The organism is Catenuloplanes japonicus (genome assembly GCF_000717135.1).
Lineage (GTDB): Bacteria > Actinomycetota > Actinomycetes > Mycobacteriales > Micromonosporaceae > Catenuloplanes > Catenuloplanes japonicus.
This window is the reverse complement of the sequence record NZ_JNXY01000044.1, coordinates 64,210-82,558: the sequence shown is the minus strand read 5'-3', so window position 1 is coordinate 82,558 and position 18,349 is coordinate 64,210. Positions and strand designations below refer to the sequence as shown.

Below are 18,349 nucleotides of genomic sequence, written 5' to 3'. Positions count from 1 at the left end.
GAGTGCTCCCGTGGTCCGCTACAAACGACGAGCCGGTGAGCGTCGTGCCGCCGGCCGCGCCGACCGCGGGACACGCCGAACCCTGCCCGTCCCGGGCGTCGCGACATCCCCTCGCAGCACACATGGCACTCAAGGGCAGGGACGGGGGAACCACCGTTCCACGACGGCTCGCATCGCGGGCCTTGGGGTGAGGTCCGGCCACGGCCGGGCCGGGCATCTTCGGCGCCCGAACCCGACAGCTAACCCCGCAGGCGCGCCGGAAGGACTCCTTTCGTGTCGACGCACACCCCGGTCCTGCTGAATTTCGGCCACAACCAGGACGCTCGGAAAGCGATGCCACAACCGGGCATCACATTCCGGCTCCAGCGGGACCGGCGCTCAGCCCTGCCCGCGACCGACGCCTTGCCCAAGACGGCTCTGCCCAGGTCCGCAGCCCTGCTCGCGGCCCTCATCGCGCTCTGTGTGGCGGCCGGTCAGCTCACCGGAATCGCCCCCGCGCAGGCCGCCTCCTCGGCGAGGGCGGAGAAGGTCGTCGCGCTCGCCAAGAGCCTGTCCGGCAAGCGCTACCGATCCGGCGGTGCGAGCCCCAGCGGCTTCGACTGCTCCGGCTACACGCAGTACGTCTACCGCAGGGCCGCCGGCCGCTCGCTCCCGCACAGCGCGGACCGTCAGCAGCGCTACGGCGCCGCGGTGCCGAGGTCGCAGGCCCGCCCCGGTGACCTGATGGTGTTCCGCAGCGGCGCGCACGGGTTCCACACCGCGATCTACGCGGGCGGTGGGTGGATGTACGACGCGCCTCAGCCCGGCATGACCGTGGGGAAGCACCGGATCTGGTCCCGGAACTACGTGGTCCGCAGAATCGTCTGATTTGGACCGCTTTACATCTTGATGACATCTACCGACCCCTGCCGAGTCCGGCGGGGGTCGGCGTCGTTTCACAGGATGTTCGCAGCCGTCGCTCAGTGATCACGGATGGAGACGGTGGGTGTACGACAAATCCCTCCACTTCCCTCCCCGCAACCGTCCGCAGCCCAGCAGACCCCGGAAAAACCGACCGAAATATCCCCATAAAAGGTGCGGCGAAAGCGCCTTACCGAACGCATGTCGGAAACCGGACGGGCGTACTGGATCAACTCCCTCCACCTCCGGCAACCCTCCGTGACGTGCTGTTTTGCACCTCCGCGCCCCTTGACTAGCCGCCGATTCTGGTTGCGGGTGGAGGGAAGTGGAGTAAAGTGGGGCCACATGGCGGGGTCGTGGAGAGCCCGCCGGCCCGAGTGATCTGCGGCACCGCGAATGCCGCCGTCGAGGGCGAGGGGGGTGCGCCGCGATGTTTCTCGGCACGCATACCCCGCGCCTCGACGACAAGGGCCGGCTGATCCTCCCGGCGAAGTTCAGGGACGAGCTGGCGGGAGGTGTCGTGATCACAAAAGGGCAGGAGCGCTGTCTCTACGTCTTCCCGATGCCCGAGTTCCAGCGGATCTCCGAGGAGCTCCGGTCCGCCCCGATGACGCACAAGGCGGCGCGGGCGTACAGCCGGGTCTTCTTCGCCAGCGCCCACGACGAGGTGCCGGACCGGCAGGGTCGCGTGACGATCCCCGTGCTCCTGAGGGAGTACGCGGGGCTTGATCGCGAACTGGTCGTGATCGGCGCCAGCACCCGGGTCGAGATCTGGGACAAGCAGGCCTGGGAGACGTATCTCGCGGAGAGCGAGGACGACTTCGCGGACATCGGGGAGGGGGTGCTACCCGGCGGTCTGTAGCGATCGGACCCGTACTGCGAGATCTCCAGCCGCTCGGCGCTCCTGATGCCCCTTCCCCGGTGTCAGGCGCGACGGTGGTGACGCCAAGAGGGCGGATGGGGATCTGGCGGTACGGTCTTCGTCGCACTGCTGGCGGGCATTGCGTGAAACGAATCGTCACAGATGGGGGTCGACATGGGGGTGCCCGAGCACGAGCTCGTGGCCGAGGGCCTGGACCGGCAGGCGCGGGGCACGCACGTGCCCGTGCTGTTGGAGCGGTGCCTGGCGCTGCTCGCCCCCGCGCTGACCGGAGAATCACCGGTCTATGTGGACACGACCCTGGGTCTCGGCGGTCACGCCGAGGCGATCCTGACCGCGAACCCACGGCTGACGCTGATCGGCCTGGACCGGGACACGGAGGCGCTGGAGCACTCGCGCCACCGGCTGGACCGGTTCGCCGACCGCACCCACCTGGTGCACGCGGTCTCGTCCGAGCTGCCCGAGGTGCTGGCGCGGCTCGGATTCGAGCAGATCGACGGCGCTCTGTTCGATCTCGGCGTCTCCTCGTTGCAACTCGACGCGCCCGACCGCGGGTTCGCCTACTCCCAGGACGCTCCGCTGGACATGCGGATGGACCAGGGCGGCGGCGTCACCGCGGAGGTCGTGGTCAATGAATACGAGCCGGGCGCGCTGGTCAGGCTGTTGCGGGTGTACGGCGAGGAGAAGTTCGCGACCCGCGTCGTGGCGTCGATAGTCCGGGAGCGGGGGCGCTCCCGGATCACGTCGACACGTCGGCTCGCAGACCTGGTCAGAGAGTCCATTCCGGCCGCAGCCCGGCGTACCGGCGGAAATCCTGCGAAAAGAACGTTTCAAGCGTTGCGTATCGAGGTAAATGGCGAACTCGCCGCCCTCGAAACGGCGTTACCGGCGGCTCTCGACGCGCTGGCACCTGGCGGCCGGGTGGTCGTCATGTCCTACCAGTCGCTAGAGGACCGCATCACCAAGCAAGCGCTCGCGGCGCGAGCCCGCAGCACCGGGCCGATCGACCTTCCGGTCGAACTCCCCGGTACCGGGCCCACGCTGCGACTTCTCACCCGGGGAGCGGAGCTGCCCACCGAGGAGGAGGTCGCGGAGAACCCGCGGGCCGCCTCGGTACGGCTGCGCGCCGCGGAACGCATTGCCGGTGGGGACACCGGGACCGCCCGCGAACGGTCCAGGAAGTCCCGCCGGTCCGGCGCGGGGGCGCCGGAGTCGTCCGGATAGGACGGCGGGCAGGCGGGGGCCGGGCAGGGGCTCCGCAGTGTCCAGTGGGGAACGACGGGACGAAGACACTGAGGGGGAGGGAACATGAGCGTCAACAAGCGCGACCGGGGCGACATCAGCGCCGGGCGCGAGACGGTGCAGCGCGCACCGCGGTCGGGGGGCCGGACCGCGGCGCAGTGGGCTCCGGCGGAGGGGTCGGAGGCGATCGTCCGGGGCATGGCCGGACGTCGCGCCGAGCGCCAGAACGCGGCACGCGGCCGGGGGGCCGCCACGCCGTCCACGACGGACAACCGCGTTGCGGACCAGGGGGTCCCGCAGCGCGCCGAGCGACTGAGCTCACTGGAGCGCATCGAGCGCCGGGAGCGGGCGGCGGCTGCCGCCCGGATCGCGCCGGAGCAGGAGCGGGCCACCACCCGCCGGGACCGCGAGCCGCGCGTCGAGCGCGCCGACCGGCCCGAGCGGGTCCAGCGCCTCGACCGGTCCGAGCGGGCCGGCACCGCCGACCGTGCGGAGCGGGCCGAGCGGGCTGAGCGCATGGGCCGTACCGAGCGGGCCGAGCGGCCCGCGAGCCGGAACGCGGGTGGCTCCCGCACCTCCGGCACGCGGTCGCAGTCCCCGCGCGGGACGCGGGACCCACGCCGCACGTCGTCGGCCTCGCCGGTCGACCTGTCGGCGGCGCGGGGCCGCAGGTACGCGACCGAGGGCAGCGCCGCCCTGGATCTCGCGCCGGAGGAGATCCACGTCCTGGTGGAGCCGGCCGAGTCCCTGCCGGTCCACGAGGAGCCGCCGGCGCCGCGGCTGCGCGTCACGCCGCCCCGTCCGGTGTCGGTGCCGCGCGCACCGTTCATCGCCGGGATCCTGGTCGTGGTCGTCGCGGGCGTGGTCGGCATCCTGCTGATCAACACGCAGACGAACAAGAACGCGTTCCGGCTGGACGAGCTGCAGAAGACGCAGGCCGTGCTGGACGTGCAGCAGCAGGAGCTGGAGAAGCAGATCGAGGAGTACGAGTCCCCGAACTACCTGATCGCCCACGCGAAGAAGCTGGGTCTGGTCAAGTCCGAGGACCCGGCCTTCATCACGCTCCCGGACGGCAAGGTGATCGGCGTGCCGACCCCGGCCGGCGGCGAGCCGGCACTGAGCAGCCAGCAGAACGGCAGCCAGCAGGAGAGCGGACGGTAGACCGAGTGCCGCCACGGGAGCAGCCTCCCGCGCGCCGCGGCCGGGGATCACGGGACGACCGTGACACCGGCCGCGGCGGCGCGCGAGACCGGCGTCAGGATCGCGACCTGGGGGACGACGGAGTGCCGTCGTCCCCCAGGTCGCGTTCGCACAGCAAGATCTCGGACGCGGCGGCCTACACGCCGCGTGGGCGCACGGTCCGGGAGGGGATGCCGCGCCCGGCCGCGGACGAGGCGCGCGCACGGCGTACCCCCGCGAGATCTGGATCTGGATCCGGAACCACCGCGAAGGGCGACCGGCCCGCGTTGCGGCTGCTCGACGGCGGACGGCAGGGCGAGCGCGGCCGGGCCGGAAGGCCGGCGCGCGACACGGTCCCGGCACCGCGCCGGCGGAACCCGGCCCCGCCCAAGGGCCGGCCGGCCCCGATCCGCAAGCCGCGCCACCCGAGGAGGCCGCCGAGGCTCGGCGATCCGGGCCGGCGGCTGCGGGTGGCGTCGCTGCTGGCGCTGGTCATGCTGGCCACGGTCGGGGTCCGGCTGGTGGTGATGCAGTTCGGCGACACGCCGGAGTGGGCCAGGCAGGGCCTGCAGGACCGGCTGCAGGTGGTGCAGCTGCCCGCGGCACGTGGTGCGATCTACGACCGGGACGGCGCGGTGCTGGCGCACAGCGTGGAGGCCCGGTACATCGCGGTGGACCCGGAGGTCGTCAAGGACGCGGAGAAGACCGCGTCACAGCTGCAGGAGATCCTCGGCATACCGAAGTCGCAGCTGCTGGACCGGATGAAGAAGCGCATCCGGCCGGACGGCCGGCCGTCCCGGTTCGAGTGGATCGCGCGCGGGGTGAGCACGGCGGACGCGAAGAAGATCGCGGCGCTGAAGCTGCCGGAGATCGTGATCGACCGGGACGAGCGGCGCGAGTGGCCGGGCCGGGACCTGGCCGCGAACCTGATCGGCTTCACCGGCGGCGACATGAACGGGCTGGAGGGCCTGGAGGCCCAGTACGACGAGCTGCTGCGCGGTGTGAACGGCGAGCGCCGGTACGAGGTCGGCAAGAAGGTGGACGGCACGGACCTGGCCAAGGAGATCCCGGGCGGCTACTCGCAGGAGACGCCGGCCGAGAACGGCACCTCGCTGACGCTGACCCTGGACCGGGACATGCAGTACGAGGCGCAGCGGATCATAGGCGAGGCCATGCAGAAGGTCGGCGCGAGTCTGGGCGCGGCCGTGGTCATGGACGTGAAGACCGGCGAGGTGCTGGCCCAGGTCAGCTACCCGACGTACGACCCGGTGAAGTTCTCCGAGGTGAAGCCGGAGGTTCGGCAGGACGTGGCGTCCGGCGTGGTGGTCGATCCCGGTTCCGTGCACAAGGCGATCGTCTACGGCGCCGCGCTCGAGGAGGGGATAATCACCCCCGAGACGATCTTCGAGGTCGGGCCGTCGGTGCGGAAGGGCGGCGTGACGTACCACGACACCCACCCGCACCCGGACGGCACGAAGATCACCATGGCGGGCGCGCTGGCGTACTCGTCGAACGTGGCCGCGATCCAGGTCGCGGACCGGCTCGGCCCGGAGAAGCTGATCGAGTACCAGCGGCGGTTCGGGCTCGGCAAGGCCGTGAACGAGGGCGTGGCCGGCGAGGCGTCCGGCCGGGTCATGAACGCGGACGAGTGGGACGGCGCCAGCTACGGCTCGGTGCCGATCGGCCACAGCGTCGACGCCACGCTGATGCAGATGGCCGCGGTCTACAACACGATCGCGAACGACGGCCTGTACGTGCAGCCGCACCTGCTCAAGGACACGATCGCGCCGGACGGGACGAGAACGGCCACGACGGACGTGGAGTCGCACCGGGTGCTGACCGAGGAGCACGCGGAACAGCTGCGTACCCAGCTCGAGTCGGTCATGGTGATCAAGGACGGCAGCGGCGCGAACGCCCGGGTGAACGGCTACCGGGTGGCCGGCAAGACCGGCACGTCCAGCCGGCTCGAGGGCGGTAAGTACGTGGAGGGCCAGGTGACGTCGTTCATCGGCATGGCGCCCGCGGACGACCCGCGGTTCGTGGTGGCGGTCCTCGCGCACGTGCCGGACGGTGCCGGCGGCCTGACCGCGGGCCCGCCGTTCAAGGAGATCATGAACTTCGCGCTGCGCCACTACAAGGTGCCGCCGAGCACGACGGAGGCGCCCGAGTTCAAGGTCTTTCCGTAGACCGGAGTTATGACTGCTGTGCGCACTGTTATGGCTTTAGTGAATCTTGTGGCCGATGTCGGCAGGCCCGGCCGACCGGGTAGGGTCTGACGCCGTGCCCGGCAATCCGACCTCGCCGCCACGGCCTTTCGTGCCGGTCCCATCGCAGGTGGCGATGCCGCGCGGGGCACTGGCGCCGCCGCGTCACGATAATCCACGCGACGAAGACCCCGCGGTGTTCCGCGCGCACGTCCCGGCCGGGGCGGCCGCCGGGGTGAAGATCATCGAGGTTGCCGGACGGCGCACCCCGATCGCCGGGAGGGCCCAGCGGGCCGCCCCGGGCGACGCGGCCGTGCCGCACGGCAAGGGACACGAACGTGGGCAGGAGGTGGACGGCGAGGTGTTGCCGTTCGACGATCGGGCCGTGCTTGCCGACGCGCTGCGGAAGGTGGCGGTCGCATGATCCCGCTGACCCTGGCCGAGATCGCCGAGGCGGTGGGCGGCCGTCTGGTGCACGCCGACCCGTCCGCGCTGGTCACCGGCCCGGCGGAGTACGACTCCCGCGAGATCGCGGCGGGCGGGCTCTTCGTGGCGTTCCCCGGCGAGCAGGTGGACGGCCACGACTACGGCACACGTGCCGTGGCCGCCGGCGCGTCCGTGGTGCTGGCCACGCGGGACATGGGCCCGGAGGTGCCGGCGATCCTGGTGGACGACGCGCAGGACGCGCTCGGCCCGCTGGCCCGCCTGGTCGGGAAGCGGCTGATCGCGGCCGGCCTGAGCGTGGTGGGGCTGACCGGCTCGTCCGGCAAGACCACCACCAAGGACATGGTCGCGCAGCTGACCGCGCGGCTGGGGCCGACCGTGGCCACGGCCGGGTCGCTCAACAACGAGCTGGGCTTCCCGGTGACCGCGCTGCGGTCGACCGCGGAGACGAAGTACCTGGTGCTGGAGATGGGCGCGAGCGGTCTCGGCCACATCCGGTACCTGAACGAGATTGTCCAGCCGCGGATCGGCGTGGTGCTGAACGTCGGCATCTCGCACGTCGGCGGCTTCGGCTCGGTCGACGGCATCGCGCGGGCCAAGGGCGAGATGGTCGAGGATCTCCCGGCCGACGGCGTCGCGGTGCTGAACGCGGACGACGACCGGGTGGCCGCGATGGCGTCCCGGACGACCGCGCGCGTGGTGTTCTTCGGCGAGCGGGACACGGCCGACGTGCGGGCCGTGGACGTGTCGCTGGACGCGCGCGGCCGGGCGTCGTACACGCTGGTCACGCCGGAGGGCCGGTTCCCGGTCGCGCTCGGGATGACCGGCCGGCACATGGTCGGCAACTCGCTGGCCGCGGCCGCGGTCGCGCGTGAGCTGGGCCTGACCGGCGCCGCGCTGGCCGAGGCGCTGGGCGAGATGCGCACGGTGTCCACCCGGCGGATGGACGTCTACGATCGCGCGGACGGCGTGACCGTGATCGACGACTCCTACAACGCCAACCCCTCCTCGACCGCGGCGGCGCTGCGCGCGCTGGCCACGCTGGCCGGCGACGGCAGCCGCCGGGCGATCGCGGTGCTCGGACAGATGCGGGAGCTCGGCGAGCACTCCCGCGACGCCCACGCGGAGGTCGGCCGGCTCGCCGCCGAACTGGGCGTGGAGAAACTGCTCGTCGTTGACCCCGAGGCCGCGCCGATCGCCGACGGCGCCCGATCCGAACAGATGTGGAAGGGAGAGTCGGTGCTCCTAGCCGACCAGCAGGCGGCCATCGAGGCGTTACGGGGCGCGCTGCGTCCCGGCGACGTGGTGCTCGTCAAGGCGTCCCGCTACCGGACGTGGAAGGTGGCGGACGCGCTGCGCGCGGCCGACGCCGAGGGCGTGCCGCTGACCTCGGGTGATGCCGCGTGAGGGCGGTCATCATCGCGATCGGCGTCGCGTTCATCGTGTCGCTGCTCTGCACACCGATCGGCATCCGCGTCTTCACCGCGCTGAAGGCCGGACAGCCGATCCGCACCATCGGCCCGCAGACGCACATGGGCAAGAAGGGCACGCCGACCATGGGCGGCGTGGTCTTCATCCTCGCCACCGTGATCGCCTACGTGGCCGGTCACGCCGCGCTGAGCACGCTGCCCGACCAGCAGATCGCGCAGGACAACCCGACCATCACCGCGCTGGTGCTGCTCGGCCTGTTCGTGTTCTGCGGCGCGGTCGGCTTCCTGGACGACTTCATCAAGGTCCGCAAGCGCAACAGCGCGGGCCTGTCCGCCCGGGGCAAGCTGCTCGGCCAGATCATCATCGGTGGCATCTTCGGCATCGTCGCGCTCTACTTCCCGAGCACGATGTTCGACCCGCAGGGCAACCGGACCAACGCGGAGACGGTCGGCAGCACGTACATCTCGTTCGTGCGGGACATCGACTGGGCCAACATCGGCAAGGCCGGCTCCGTCATCCTGTTCATCTTCGTGATCATGTCGATGTCGAACGCGGTGAACCTCACGGACGGCCTCGACGGCCTGGCCACCGGCGCGTCCGTGATGGTGCTCGGTGCGTACTCGATCATCGGCTTCTGGCAGTACCGGCACTGGTGCGCGGACCCGACCTACAACACCAGCCCCGAGGTCTACTGCTACGCGGTCCGAGATCCGCTGGAGATCTCGATGATCGCGGGAGCCGCGGCCGGGGCCTGTGTGGGCTTCCTCTGGTGGAACACCTCGCCGGCCCGGATCTTCATGGGCGACACCGGCGCGCTCGGACTGGGCGGCCTGATCGGCGGCCTGGCCATGTCGAGCCGGACCATGCTGCTGGTGCTGATCCTGGGCGGCCTGTTCCTGATCATCACCATGTCGGTCGTCATCCAGATCATCTCGTTCAAGACCACGGGTAAACGTGTGTTCCGGATGTCACCGCTCCAACATCACTTCGAGTTGGCCGGCTGGTCCGAGGTGAACATCGTGGTCCGCTTCTGGATCGTCGCGGGCATCGGCGTCGCCATCGGCCTGGGCATCTTCTACACGGAGTTCCTGGCGGCCACGAGTTAGAAACTGCGATAACCCATCAGGGGGTACGGGGCTGCGTCCCGTACCCCCTGATGGTTTTTGTGGAATGTGAGCTTTTCGCTTGTCGACACGCCCGGAAGAGAACACGTTCCGGGCGTGTCCGGCGCACATGATGGGGCCATGGCGGAGGGTACGAGCGAGACGGCACCGGCCGCACCACGGGCGCAGGTGGACTTCGGCGGCGGGCTGGCCGCGCTGCGCGGGCTGCTGGCCCGGCCGCTGGCCTCCTACTATCTGCTGCTGGCGAGCTCCGGGCTGCTGCTGGTGATCGGCCTGACCATGGTCTTCTCGGCCACCAGCGTGCGGGCGTACGCGGAGAACGGCAACGCGTTCGCCATGATCAGCAAGCAGGTGTTGTTCGCGCTGATCGGCCTGGTCGCGTTCTGGGTGGTCCAGCGGCTGCCCGCCACCACGCTGCGCCAGGTGGGATTCCCGGTGATGGTGGTGTCGCTGATCCTGCTCGCGGTGCTGGACCTGCTCGTGGTGCTGGACGGCTTCGGCGTGATCGCGGAACCGAAGATCGGCCCGGTCGAGGCGAACCTGCTCTGGCTCTACATCGGCCCGATCCAGTTCCAGCCGTCCGAGCTGGCCAAGTTCGGCCTGGTGCTCTGGGGTGCCGACATGATCGCCCGCAAGGGTGCGGCGATGGGCTGGTGGCGCGAGCTGTCCATGCCGCTCGGCCCCGCGGTCGGCCTGCTCTTCGTGCTGGTCGGCTACAACGACACCGGCACCATGCTGCCGCTGCTCGGCATCGTGGTCGGCCTGCTCTGGACGGCCGGCGTGCGGCTGCGCGTGTTCGCCGCGCTCTCCCTGGTCGGGCTGAGCGGCCTCGGCCTGCTGATCGCGGCCGCGTCCCAGGGCGCGGGCTCCGGCGTGGCCGGCGCGTCCAACTACCGGGCGGACCGGTTCGAGTCCTGGCTCAGCTCGCCGGAGGACTGCGCGCAGTCCGGCTGCTACCAGGCGATGCAGGCCCGGTACGCGATCGCGGACGGCGGCTGGTTCGGCGCCGGGCTCGGCAAGAGCAGCATGAAGTGGGGCTGGCTGCCGTCCGAGCACAACGACTTCATCTTCGCGGTCATCGCGGAGGAGCTGGGCGTGGTCGGCTGCGCCGTGGTGCTCGCGCTGTTCGCCGTGATCGCCTACACCGGCTACCGGATCGCCCGCCGCGTCCAGGACCCGTTCCGCAGGCTCGCGGCCGCGGCCATCACCACCTGGCTGGTCGTGCAGACCATGGTCAACGTCGGCGGCGTGGTCGGGCTGCTGCCGATCACCGGCCTGCCGCTGCCGTTCATCTCCGACGGCGGCTCCGCGCTGGTGGTCACGCTGGCCGCGATCGGCGTGCTCGCCTCGTTCGCCCGCGCGGAGCCGGACGCGGCCCGCGCGCTCAACGCCCGCCCACCGGCCCGCTGGGTCCGGCTGCTCTGGGCACCGCTGCCGCCGCTGCCGCCCGCGACCCGGAAGGCGGACGCCCCGGTGGCCCGCCGCGCGGCCGCCCGCGCGCCGGCCGGCCAGGAGCGACAGGCGGCCAGGATGGCCCGCGCCGCCACCCGGGACCGGGTCACCCGCCTCCGCGGCGGCCCGGACCGCAGAGGATGATGCGAACCAAAGATCCGCGCGCGAGAGGGTTGATCGAGACATGAACACCGCGGAGCTCACTGCCGAGCAGCTGGGATCGGTCCACCTCATCGGCGTCGGCGGCGTCGGCATGAGCGGCCTGGCCCGCCTGCTGCTCACGCGCGGCATCAAGACCAGCGGCAGCGAGCTGCGCGAGTGGCCCTACCTGGCCGCGCTCCGCGCGCTCGGCGGCACGATCCACATGACGCACACCGAGTCGAACCTCGACGGCGTCGACACGGTCGTCTACTCCACCGCGATCCCGCAGGACCACCTGGAGCTGGCCGAGGCGCGCCGGCGCGGGCTGCGCGTGCTGCACCGCTCCGAGGCGCTGGCCGCGGCGATGAACGGGCGCCAGGCGATCGCGATCGCGGGCACGCACGGCAAGACCACCACCACGTCGATGGTCACGCTGATCCTGCAGCACGCGGGCGAGGACCCGTCGTTCGTGATCGGCGGCGAGATCTCCGAGGTCGGGTCGAACGCGCACCACGGCTCCGGGCAATACTTCGTGGTCGAGGCGGACGAGAGCGACCGGTCGTTCCTGCGCTACCGCCCGCACGTCGCGCTGATCACCAACATCGACGCGGACCACCTGAACACGTACGGCGACCTGGCCGGCGTGGAGGCCGCGTTCGGCGAGTTCGCCCGGCTGGCCGACTCGCCGGTCAACGGCCGCGGCGACGGCTTCGTGATCGCCTGCGCGGACAACGAGGGCACCCGCCGGATGGCCACGACGCTGCGCGCGGAGGGGCACACCGTCTATACGTACGGTGAGGCCGACGACGCCGACCTGCGCATCTTCGACATCAGCTCGTCCGCGGCCGGCGTGCGCTATCGCGCGGAACTGGACGGGCTCTCGCTCGGCGAGATCTTCCTCCCCACGCCCGGCCGCCTGCTCGGCCTGAACAGCTCCGCCGCCGTGCTCACCGCGCTGCGCCTGGGCCTGCCGATCGAGAAGGTCGTCGAGGCGCTGGCCTCGTTCCCCGGCGTGCGCCGCCGCTTCGAGCGCAAGGGCGTGGTCAACGGCGTCCTGGTGTACGACGAGTACGCGTACCACCCGGTGTCCGTGAAGGCCGCGATCGAGACGCTGCGCGAGGTGGCCGGCGACGGCCGGCTGATCGTGGTCTTCCAGCCGTACCGCGTCTACCGCACGCGCGACCTGGAGGCGGAGCTCGCCGCCGGCCTGTCGCTCGCGGACGAGGCGATCATCATGGAGGTCTTCGGTCCGGGCGAGACCCGGCTGCCGGGCGAGGGCGGCGTGTCGCTGACCGCCGCGATCGACCTGCCGGAGGCCCAGAAGGTCTTCGTGCCGGAGTGGGACGGCGTGGCGGCGGAGGTCGTCCGCCGGGCCCGGCCGGGCGACGTGGTGGTCACCATGGGCGCGCCGCCGTCGTCGATGCTGGGCGACGAGCTCCTCACCGCGCTGGCCTCGCCCGCGGAATGACCGACCCGGGTGGCGGCCAGCGCCGGTGGCGGCTGGTGCGGGCGGACCGGGACGCGGTCCCGCCGTCCGTGCGCCGGTTCATGCGCCGCGCCCGCCAGCGCCGGATCCGCGCGGCGCTGCCCTGGGCGCTCGGCGCCGCGATCGTCGCGGTCGCGGTCGCGATCGGCTGGATGGTCTACGGCACCGGCGTGCTCGGCGTGCGCCGGATCGAGGTGACCGGCGCCACGCTGCTCACGCCGGTCGAGGTGCGCGCCGCCGCGGAGGTGGCCGACCTCACGCCGCTGGCCCGGGTGGACACCGGCGCGGTCGCGGCCCGGGTGGAGGCGCTGGCGCCGGTGGACCGCGCGGTCGTCTCCCGCCGCTGGCCCGGCACGCTGGTGATCGAGGTGGTGGAGCGCACCGCGGTCGCGGTGGTGCCCCGCGCCGAGACGTCGTTCGCCGTCGTCGACGACGAGGGCGTGGTCTTCCGCACCGAGTCGAAGCGCCCGGCGGACCTGCCGCTGCTGGAGGTGGCCGCGCCCGGCCCGGACGACGTGAACACGCGCGCCGGGCTGGAGGTGCTGGCGTCGCTCAGCACGGAGCTGGCCACAAAGTTGATCTCCGTCACGGTGGAGGCGCCGGCCCGGATCCGGCTGAATCTGGACGGCGGACGGACCATCATCTGGGGCGACTCGTCGGCGAACGAGACCAAGTCTTCCGTGGCCACGGCCTTGTTGGACCGCAAGGAGAAGACGATCGACGTGAGTGCGCCGGAGGTCGTGTCGCTCAGATAGGGGTGACTTTCCCGGAAACCCGCTCCGGCGACACGCCGCGTCGGTTCTTGGATGTCGCCTCACGTCCGTTTACGTTGCCGGAGAGGTCGCGTAGTTGACATAACTCTCGACCTCTAGTAGAGGGTGAGGATTCCGCCTCAACCTCCAACGTTTCAGAGCATGAGTCGACACGGCCTGAGCAGGGCTGGTCGCCGGTGCCCGGCAACCTCGGAGAAGGGAAGGCAGACCGATGACACCTCCGCACAACTACCTGGCGGTAATCAAGGTCGTCGGTATCGGTGGCGGTGGCGTGAACGCCGTCAACCGAATGATCGAGGTTGGGCTCAAGGGTGTCGAGTTCATCGCGATCAATACCGACGCGCAGGCGCTTCTGATGAGTGACGCGGACGTGAAGCTCGACGTGGGCCGCGAGCTGACTCGTGGTCTTGGCGCCGGAGCGAATCCCGACGTCGGCAAGAACGCGGCCGAGGACCACCGCGACGAGATCGAAGAGGTGCTCAAGGGCGCGGACATGGTGTTCGTGACCTGCGGCGAGGGCGGCGGCACCGGCACCGGCGGCGCGCCCGTCGTGGCGAACATCGCCCGCAAGCTCGGCGCGCTCACCATCGGCGTGGTCACCCGGCCGTTCTCGTTCGAGGGCAAGCGCCGCCAGGTGCAGGCCGAGTCCGGCATCGACGAGCTGCGCAACCAGTGCGACACGCTCATCGTGATCCCGAACGACCGGCTCCTCGCGCTGGGCGACCGCGGAATAAGCATGATGGACGCGTTCCGCCAGGCCGACCAGGTCCTGCTCTCCGGTGTCCAGGGCATCACCGACCTGATCACCACGCCGGGTCTGATCAACCTCGACTTCGCGGACGTGAAGAGTGTCATGTCCGGCGCCGGCTCCGCGCTCATGGGCATCGGCAGCGCGCGCGGCGACAACCGCGCGGTCGAGGCCGCCGAGGCCGCGATCAGCAGCCCGCTGCTGGAGCAGAGCATGGACGGCGCACGCGGCGTGCTGCTCTCCATCGCCGGCGGCTCGGACCTGGGCCTGTTCGAGATCAACGACGCGGCACAGCTGGTGACGGACGCGGCCCACCCGGACGCGAACATCATCTTCGGCGCCGTGATCGACGACGCGCTCGGCGACGAGGTGCGGGTGACCGTGATCGCGGCCGGGTTCGACGGGGGTGCGCCGGCGTACAAGCCGGTCGAGTCCGTGCGCAAGCCGCAGCCGACCGCGGCGCCGCTGGCCGCGCCGTCCAACCCGCTCCCGCCGCCGCCGCAGGAGCGCCGCAAGGTGCTCTTCGACGACGTCGACGTGCCGGACTTCCTGAAGAACGGCTCCTGACCCATCGCTGTCCGACCGGCCCGGGAGCACTCCCGGGCCGGTGTTCGTTTCGTTTCCGTGTGGGGAGAACAGTGCGGCGGGACGAGATCGCCGGGAACCTGACCGCGGTCCGGGCCAGGATCGACGCCGCCTGCGCCGCGGCCGGGCGGGACGGCGCCGGGGTCACGCTGATCGCGGTCACCAAGACCTACCCGGCGTCGGACGTCGACCACCTGGCCGCGCTCGGCGTCACCGACATGGGGGAGAACCGCGACCAGGAGGCCGCACCGAAGGCGGCGGCGGTCACCGCGCCGGTCCGCTGGCACTACATCGGGCAGTTGCAACGCAACAAGGCAAGATCCGTCGTGGGGTACGCCGACGTCGTGCACTCCGTGGACAGCCTCCGGCTGGCCGAGGCGCTCGGCACCGCGGTCTCGAAGCTGCGGGACCGCCCGCTCGAGGTGCTGATGCAGATCAGCATCGACGGCGACCCGCACCGGGGCGGCGTGCCGGCGGACGGCGTCGCCGCGCTGGCCGACTCCATCGCGGCGCTGCCCGGCCTCGTGCTGCGCGGCGTGATGGCGGTCGCGCCGCAGGATCTGGCGCCGGAGGACGCGTTCGCACGGCTGGCCGGCGTGGCGGCGCGGCTGCGGGCGGAGCACCCGGGCGCGGATCTGATCTCGGCCGGCATGAGCGGTGACCTGGAGGCCGCGATCGCGCACGGCGCGACACACGTGAGGGTGGGCGGCGCGTTGCTCGGTATGCGCGCACCGCTGCGGTAGCCTGACCGCGGAACCGAACTACATGAGTGTGATTCAACCGTCTGGTCGGATTCACGAGTGTTCCGCGGGGGTATAACTCGGCCTCGCCGGCCCGAGGCGGAACGTTCGGTCGCTGATGGACGACGGTTCCACCGCAGGGCAACGGCACGGCAGGGGGCGGTGCCGTCACGGCGGAGGCGAGGTGGGGGCAGGCATGAGAGGGCGTAACGATACAAGGTTCGGCGAGCACGCTCGGCGAACGACGGTGAGGCTCGTCGCAACGCGTCGCGCTGTCCGCCGCCCGCGTGCGGGGGTGACCCGATGAGCGCCCTCCGCAGGGCCGGCGTCTGGCTCGGCCTGGTGGAGGAGGACGACGACCCCCGCTACGAGGACAACCGCTACAACGACGGCGGCTACCGCGCGAACTACCGCGGGCGTGACCACGACCGCCGCCGCTACTCCGAGGACTTCGAGGACGAGGACGAGGAGATCGAGGAGCCGCCCGCGGTGCCCCGCACCCGTGGCCGGTCCGACCTCCGCGACCGTACCTCCCGGATCGACCGTGAACGGCACGAACGGCCGTCCCGCTCCTCCGTGCGCGAGGAGATGGAGCGCATCGAGGCCGAGCGCGCCGAGCGCGAGCGGGACGAGGAGCAGAGCGCGACCGTGCGCCCGATCACCCGAACGGGTGCGGGTGTGTCCGGCGCGCTGACCTACCCCACGTCGGAGAGCCTCGCGCTCGCGCCGCCGCTGCCCGCCCCGGCGCGGATGGCGAAGCCGGAGGAGGAGCAGCGGTACCAGATCACCACGCTGCACCCCACGACGTATCGCGAGGCCAGGACGATCGGCGAGCACTTCCGGGACGGTGTCCCCGTCATCATCAATCTCACCGAGATGGATGAGGGTGACGCTCGCCGCCTGGTTGACTTCGCGGCCGGACTTGCATTCGGTCTTCGGGGTACGATCGAGCGAGTGACCAACCGGGTTTTCCTGCTCTCGCCGGCCAACGTTCAGGTCACCGCGGAGGACAAGGCCAAGATCGCCGAGGGCGGGTTTTTCAGTCAGACCTGACCCGACGCTGTCTCACCCACGTTACTAGGGGCCTCGCTCACCGTGTTGCTGTCGATCGTGATGCAAGTCGTCTACCTGCTGTTGTACGTGTTCTTCCTGACACTGCTGGCACGGTTCGTCCTGGGCGCGGTCCTGCAGTACGGCCGGCGGTGGCAACCGAGTCGTGGCGCGGCCGCGGCACTGGAGTCGGTGTGGAGCGTCACTGATCCACCCCTCAAGGCGTTGAGGCGTGTGATCCCACCACTGCGAATTGGTACCGTGAGCTTCGACCTGGCCTCCCTTGTGCTGCTGGTTATCCTGATCGTGCTGATGGAACTCGTGGTACGGCGGTTGATCTAAGGGTGAACAACCAGCAAAGGGTTGAGAACCTGACGACCAGCGCGCCACGCGGCCGCAACTGACCCGAGGAGTTTCGATGCCGCTGACCCCGGCCGACGTCCACAACGTCGCCTTCAAAAAACCCCCCATCGGCAAGCGGGGGTACGACGAGGAGGAGGTCGACGCCTTCCTTGACGAGGTCGAGCGCGAGCTCGCCCGTCTGATCGAAGAGAACAACGAGCTCCGTGCTCAGGTCGAGCGCGGTGGAGGCCGCCCCGTCGCCCCGGCCGGGCCGGGCGCCGACCCGCGGATGGCCGCCGAGCTCAACGACCTCAAGGCACAGCTGGACCGTGTCCAGCGGGACAAGGCCGCCGCCGACCAGGCCGCTCGCGCCATGCAGGCCGAGCTCGACCAGGTCCGCGCGCAGGGTGGGCCCGTGGGCGGCGCCGGCGTCGCCAACCCGGACGGGGAGCAGCAGGCTCTCCGCGTGCTCATGATGGCCCAGCGCACCGCCGACGACCACGTCGCCGACGCGCGCCGCGAGGCCGACAAGCTGCTGACCGACGCCCGCACCAAGGCGGAGGAGGTCACCCGCGAGGCGCGGGCGAAGGCCGACGCGCTCGAGCGCGACGCCCGCCAGCGTCACCAGGAGGCCATGGGCGGCCTGGACGCGAAGCGGTCCGCGCTGCAGAAGCACATCGAGGAGCTCAAGCAGTTCGAGCGGGAGTACCGCACCCGCCTGAAGGCCTATCTCGAGAGCCAGCTGCGTGACCTCGACGGTCGCGGCCAGGGCCTCGAGGCGGAACTGACCCGGAGTGAGGGCAACCGTGCCGTGGGTGGATCCGGCGGTCTCGCCGCGGCGGGGCTGGCCTCGTCGTACGGCGGCGGTCGCAGCGGCTCCTCGATCGAGTCCGGCCGTTAGTCGACGCGACGGGGGTGAGCCATGATCGTCATCAGTATTCTGCTCATCCTCGTCGCGATCGCGTTGCTCGTGCTCGGGTTGATGAGCGCATCGAGTCTGCTCCTGATCGGTTCGATCGTGGGCAGCCTCCTGGCCGCGGTGACGCTCGTGGTGGGCATGCGCCAGTCCGAGGCCGCACGCGCCGAGATGGTGGACAACCGCGACGTGTTGTCCGAGGCGGACGCCAAGCGCGATGAGTACGGCGACCCCGCCGAGGAGTACCTCGACGAGGAGTTCGGCGACTACGAGGGCCGGCGGCAGCGCCACGAGGGCGCCTCGCCCGTCACCTCCACGGAGTTCCGTGACGAGGAGTTCGCCGGCTACGGCGCGTCCGAGCCGGAGCAGCCGGTCTACCGCGACCCGGTGCCGCCGCAGCGCGAGCCGGTCGAGGACCCGGAGGACGAGCCCGAGCCGCAGCCGGTCACGGCCGCCGAGACCGCGCGCGTCGCCCGGATGACCGCCGACGTCTACGTGGTGGACGGCCGTCCCCGCTACCACCTGGCCGGCTGCGTCCATCTGATGGACAAGGAGGCCGAGCCGCTCCCGGTCAACGAGGCCTCCGAACTCGGCTTCACCCCCTGCGGCCTCTGCGAGCCGGACAGCGCGCTCCTCGCGGACGCCCGCCGCGTGTGACGCGGAACTCCGTCGCGTGACATGATCTTCACAGCCGGGTGATCGGCGGCCCGGA

General features: G+C 71.2%; 16 protein-coding genes, 1 pseudogene and 1 riboswitch. All 17 genes and pseudogenes read left to right on the top strand.

The genetic code is table 11. The features are described from left to right. Positions 1-102 precede the first annotated feature (102 nt). A riboswitch (cyclic di-AMP (ydaO/yuaA leader) is annotated at positions 103-268 on the top strand. 5 nt (positions 269-273) lie between these two features. Beyond that, on the top strand, positions 274-867 hold the full coding sequence (locus tag OP04_RS50830; RefSeq protein WP_051800016.1) for a C40 family peptidase: 594 nt from the start codon (positions 274-276) through the stop codon (positions 865-867). Between the two features lie 463 nt (positions 868-1,330). Beyond that, positions 1,331-1,762, top strand: coding sequence for a division/cell wall cluster transcriptional repressor MraZ (gene mraZ, locus OP04_RS44605; RefSeq protein ID WP_033346108.1), 432 nt, complete (start codon positions 1,331-1,333; stop codon positions 1,760-1,762). A 162-nt stretch (positions 1,763-1,924) separates the two neighbouring features. Next, a pseudogene (gene rsmH / locus OP04_RS48870) lies at positions 1,925-3,092 on the top strand (16S rRNA (cytosine(1402)-N(4))-methyltransferase RsmH). Beyond that, complete coding sequence (locus tag OP04_RS56215; RefSeq protein ID WP_232323982.1) at positions 3,089-4,183, top strand: hypothetical protein; 1,095 nt, start codon at positions 3,089-3,091, stop codon at positions 4,181-4,183. The pseudogene rsmH and the gene OP04_RS56215 overlap by 4 nt, the downstream one beginning before the upstream one ends. A gap of 5 nt (positions 4,184-4,188) precedes the next feature. Beyond that, on the top strand, positions 4,189-6,387 hold the full coding sequence (locus OP04_RS44590) for a peptidoglycan D,D-transpeptidase FtsI family protein (protein ID WP_085067272.1): 2,199 nt from the start codon (positions 4,189-4,191) through the stop codon (positions 6,385-6,387). Between the two features lie 94 nt (positions 6,388-6,481). Beyond that, positions 6,482-6,829 carry a hypothetical protein gene (locus OP04_RS44585; protein ID WP_157241181.1) on the top strand — a complete coding sequence of 116 codons (348 nt, stop codon included), beginning with the start codon at positions 6,482-6,484 and terminating at the stop codon, positions 6,827-6,829. Then, a complete protein-coding gene (locus OP04_RS44580; RefSeq protein ID WP_033346106.1) occupies positions 6,826-8,256 on the top strand; it encodes a UDP-N-acetylmuramoyl-tripeptide--D-alanyl-D-alanine ligase in 1,431 nt (476 codons plus the stop codon). The genes OP04_RS44585 and OP04_RS44580 overlap by 4 nt, the downstream gene beginning before the upstream one ends. Continuing rightward, entirely contained in the window at positions 8,253-9,386 is a 1,134-nt protein-coding gene (gene mraY, locus OP04_RS44575) for a phospho-N-acetylmuramoyl-pentapeptide-transferase (RefSeq protein WP_033346105.1), read from the top strand. The genes OP04_RS44580 and mraY overlap by 4 nt, the downstream gene beginning before the upstream one ends. A 138-nt stretch (positions 9,387-9,524) precedes the next feature. Next, positions 9,525-11,000, top strand: a complete 1,476-nt coding sequence (locus tag OP04_RS44570) for an FtsW/RodA/SpoVE family cell cycle protein (RefSeq protein WP_051800014.1) — start codon at positions 9,525-9,527, stop codon at positions 10,998-11,000. A 40-nt stretch (positions 11,001-11,040) separates the two neighbouring features. Beyond that, a complete protein-coding gene (gene murC, locus OP04_RS50825; RefSeq protein WP_051800013.1) occupies positions 11,041-12,465 on the top strand; it encodes a UDP-N-acetylmuramate--L-alanine ligase in 1,425 nt (474 codons plus the stop codon). Beyond that, entirely contained in the window at positions 12,462-13,238 is a 777-nt protein-coding gene (locus OP04_RS44565; RefSeq protein WP_051800012.1) for a cell division protein FtsQ/DivIB, read from the top strand. Before murC ends, OP04_RS44565 begins: the two co-directional genes overlap by 4 nt. Before the next feature lie 229 nt (positions 13,239-13,467). After that, on the top strand, positions 13,468-14,571 hold the full coding sequence (ftsZ, locus tag OP04_RS44560; protein WP_033346103.1) for a cell division protein FtsZ: 1,104 nt from the start codon (positions 13,468-13,470) through the stop codon (positions 14,569-14,571). A gap of 59 nt (positions 14,572-14,630) precedes the next feature. Beyond that, on the top strand, positions 14,631-15,332 hold the full coding sequence (locus OP04_RS44555; protein WP_033346102.1) for a YggS family pyridoxal phosphate-dependent enzyme: 702 nt from the start codon (positions 14,631-14,633) through the stop codon (positions 15,330-15,332). A gap of 300 nt (positions 15,333-15,632) precedes the next feature. After that, positions 15,633-16,382: a cell division protein SepF gene (locus OP04_RS44550; protein ID WP_033346101.1), complete on the top strand. Its 750-nt coding sequence runs from the start codon at positions 15,633-15,635 to the stop codon at positions 16,380-16,382. A 45-nt stretch (positions 16,383-16,427) separates the two neighbouring features. Next, complete coding sequence (locus OP04_RS44545; RefSeq protein ID WP_033346129.1) at positions 16,428-16,721, top strand: YggT family protein; 294 nt, start codon at positions 16,428-16,430, stop codon at positions 16,719-16,721. A gap of 76 nt (positions 16,722-16,797) precedes the next feature. Further along, the gene (locus OP04_RS44540; protein WP_033346100.1) at positions 16,798-17,622 is read left to right on the top strand and encodes a DivIVA domain-containing protein; all 825 of its coding nucleotides are present in this window, start codon (positions 16,798-16,800) and stop codon (positions 17,620-17,622) included. A gap of 21 nt (positions 17,623-17,643) precedes the next feature. Further along, the gene (locus tag OP04_RS44535) at positions 17,644-18,294 is read left to right on the top strand and encodes a hypothetical protein (RefSeq protein WP_033346099.1); all 651 of its coding nucleotides are present in this window, start codon (positions 17,644-17,646) and stop codon (positions 18,292-18,294) included. Positions 18,295-18,349: the final 55 nt, after the last annotated feature.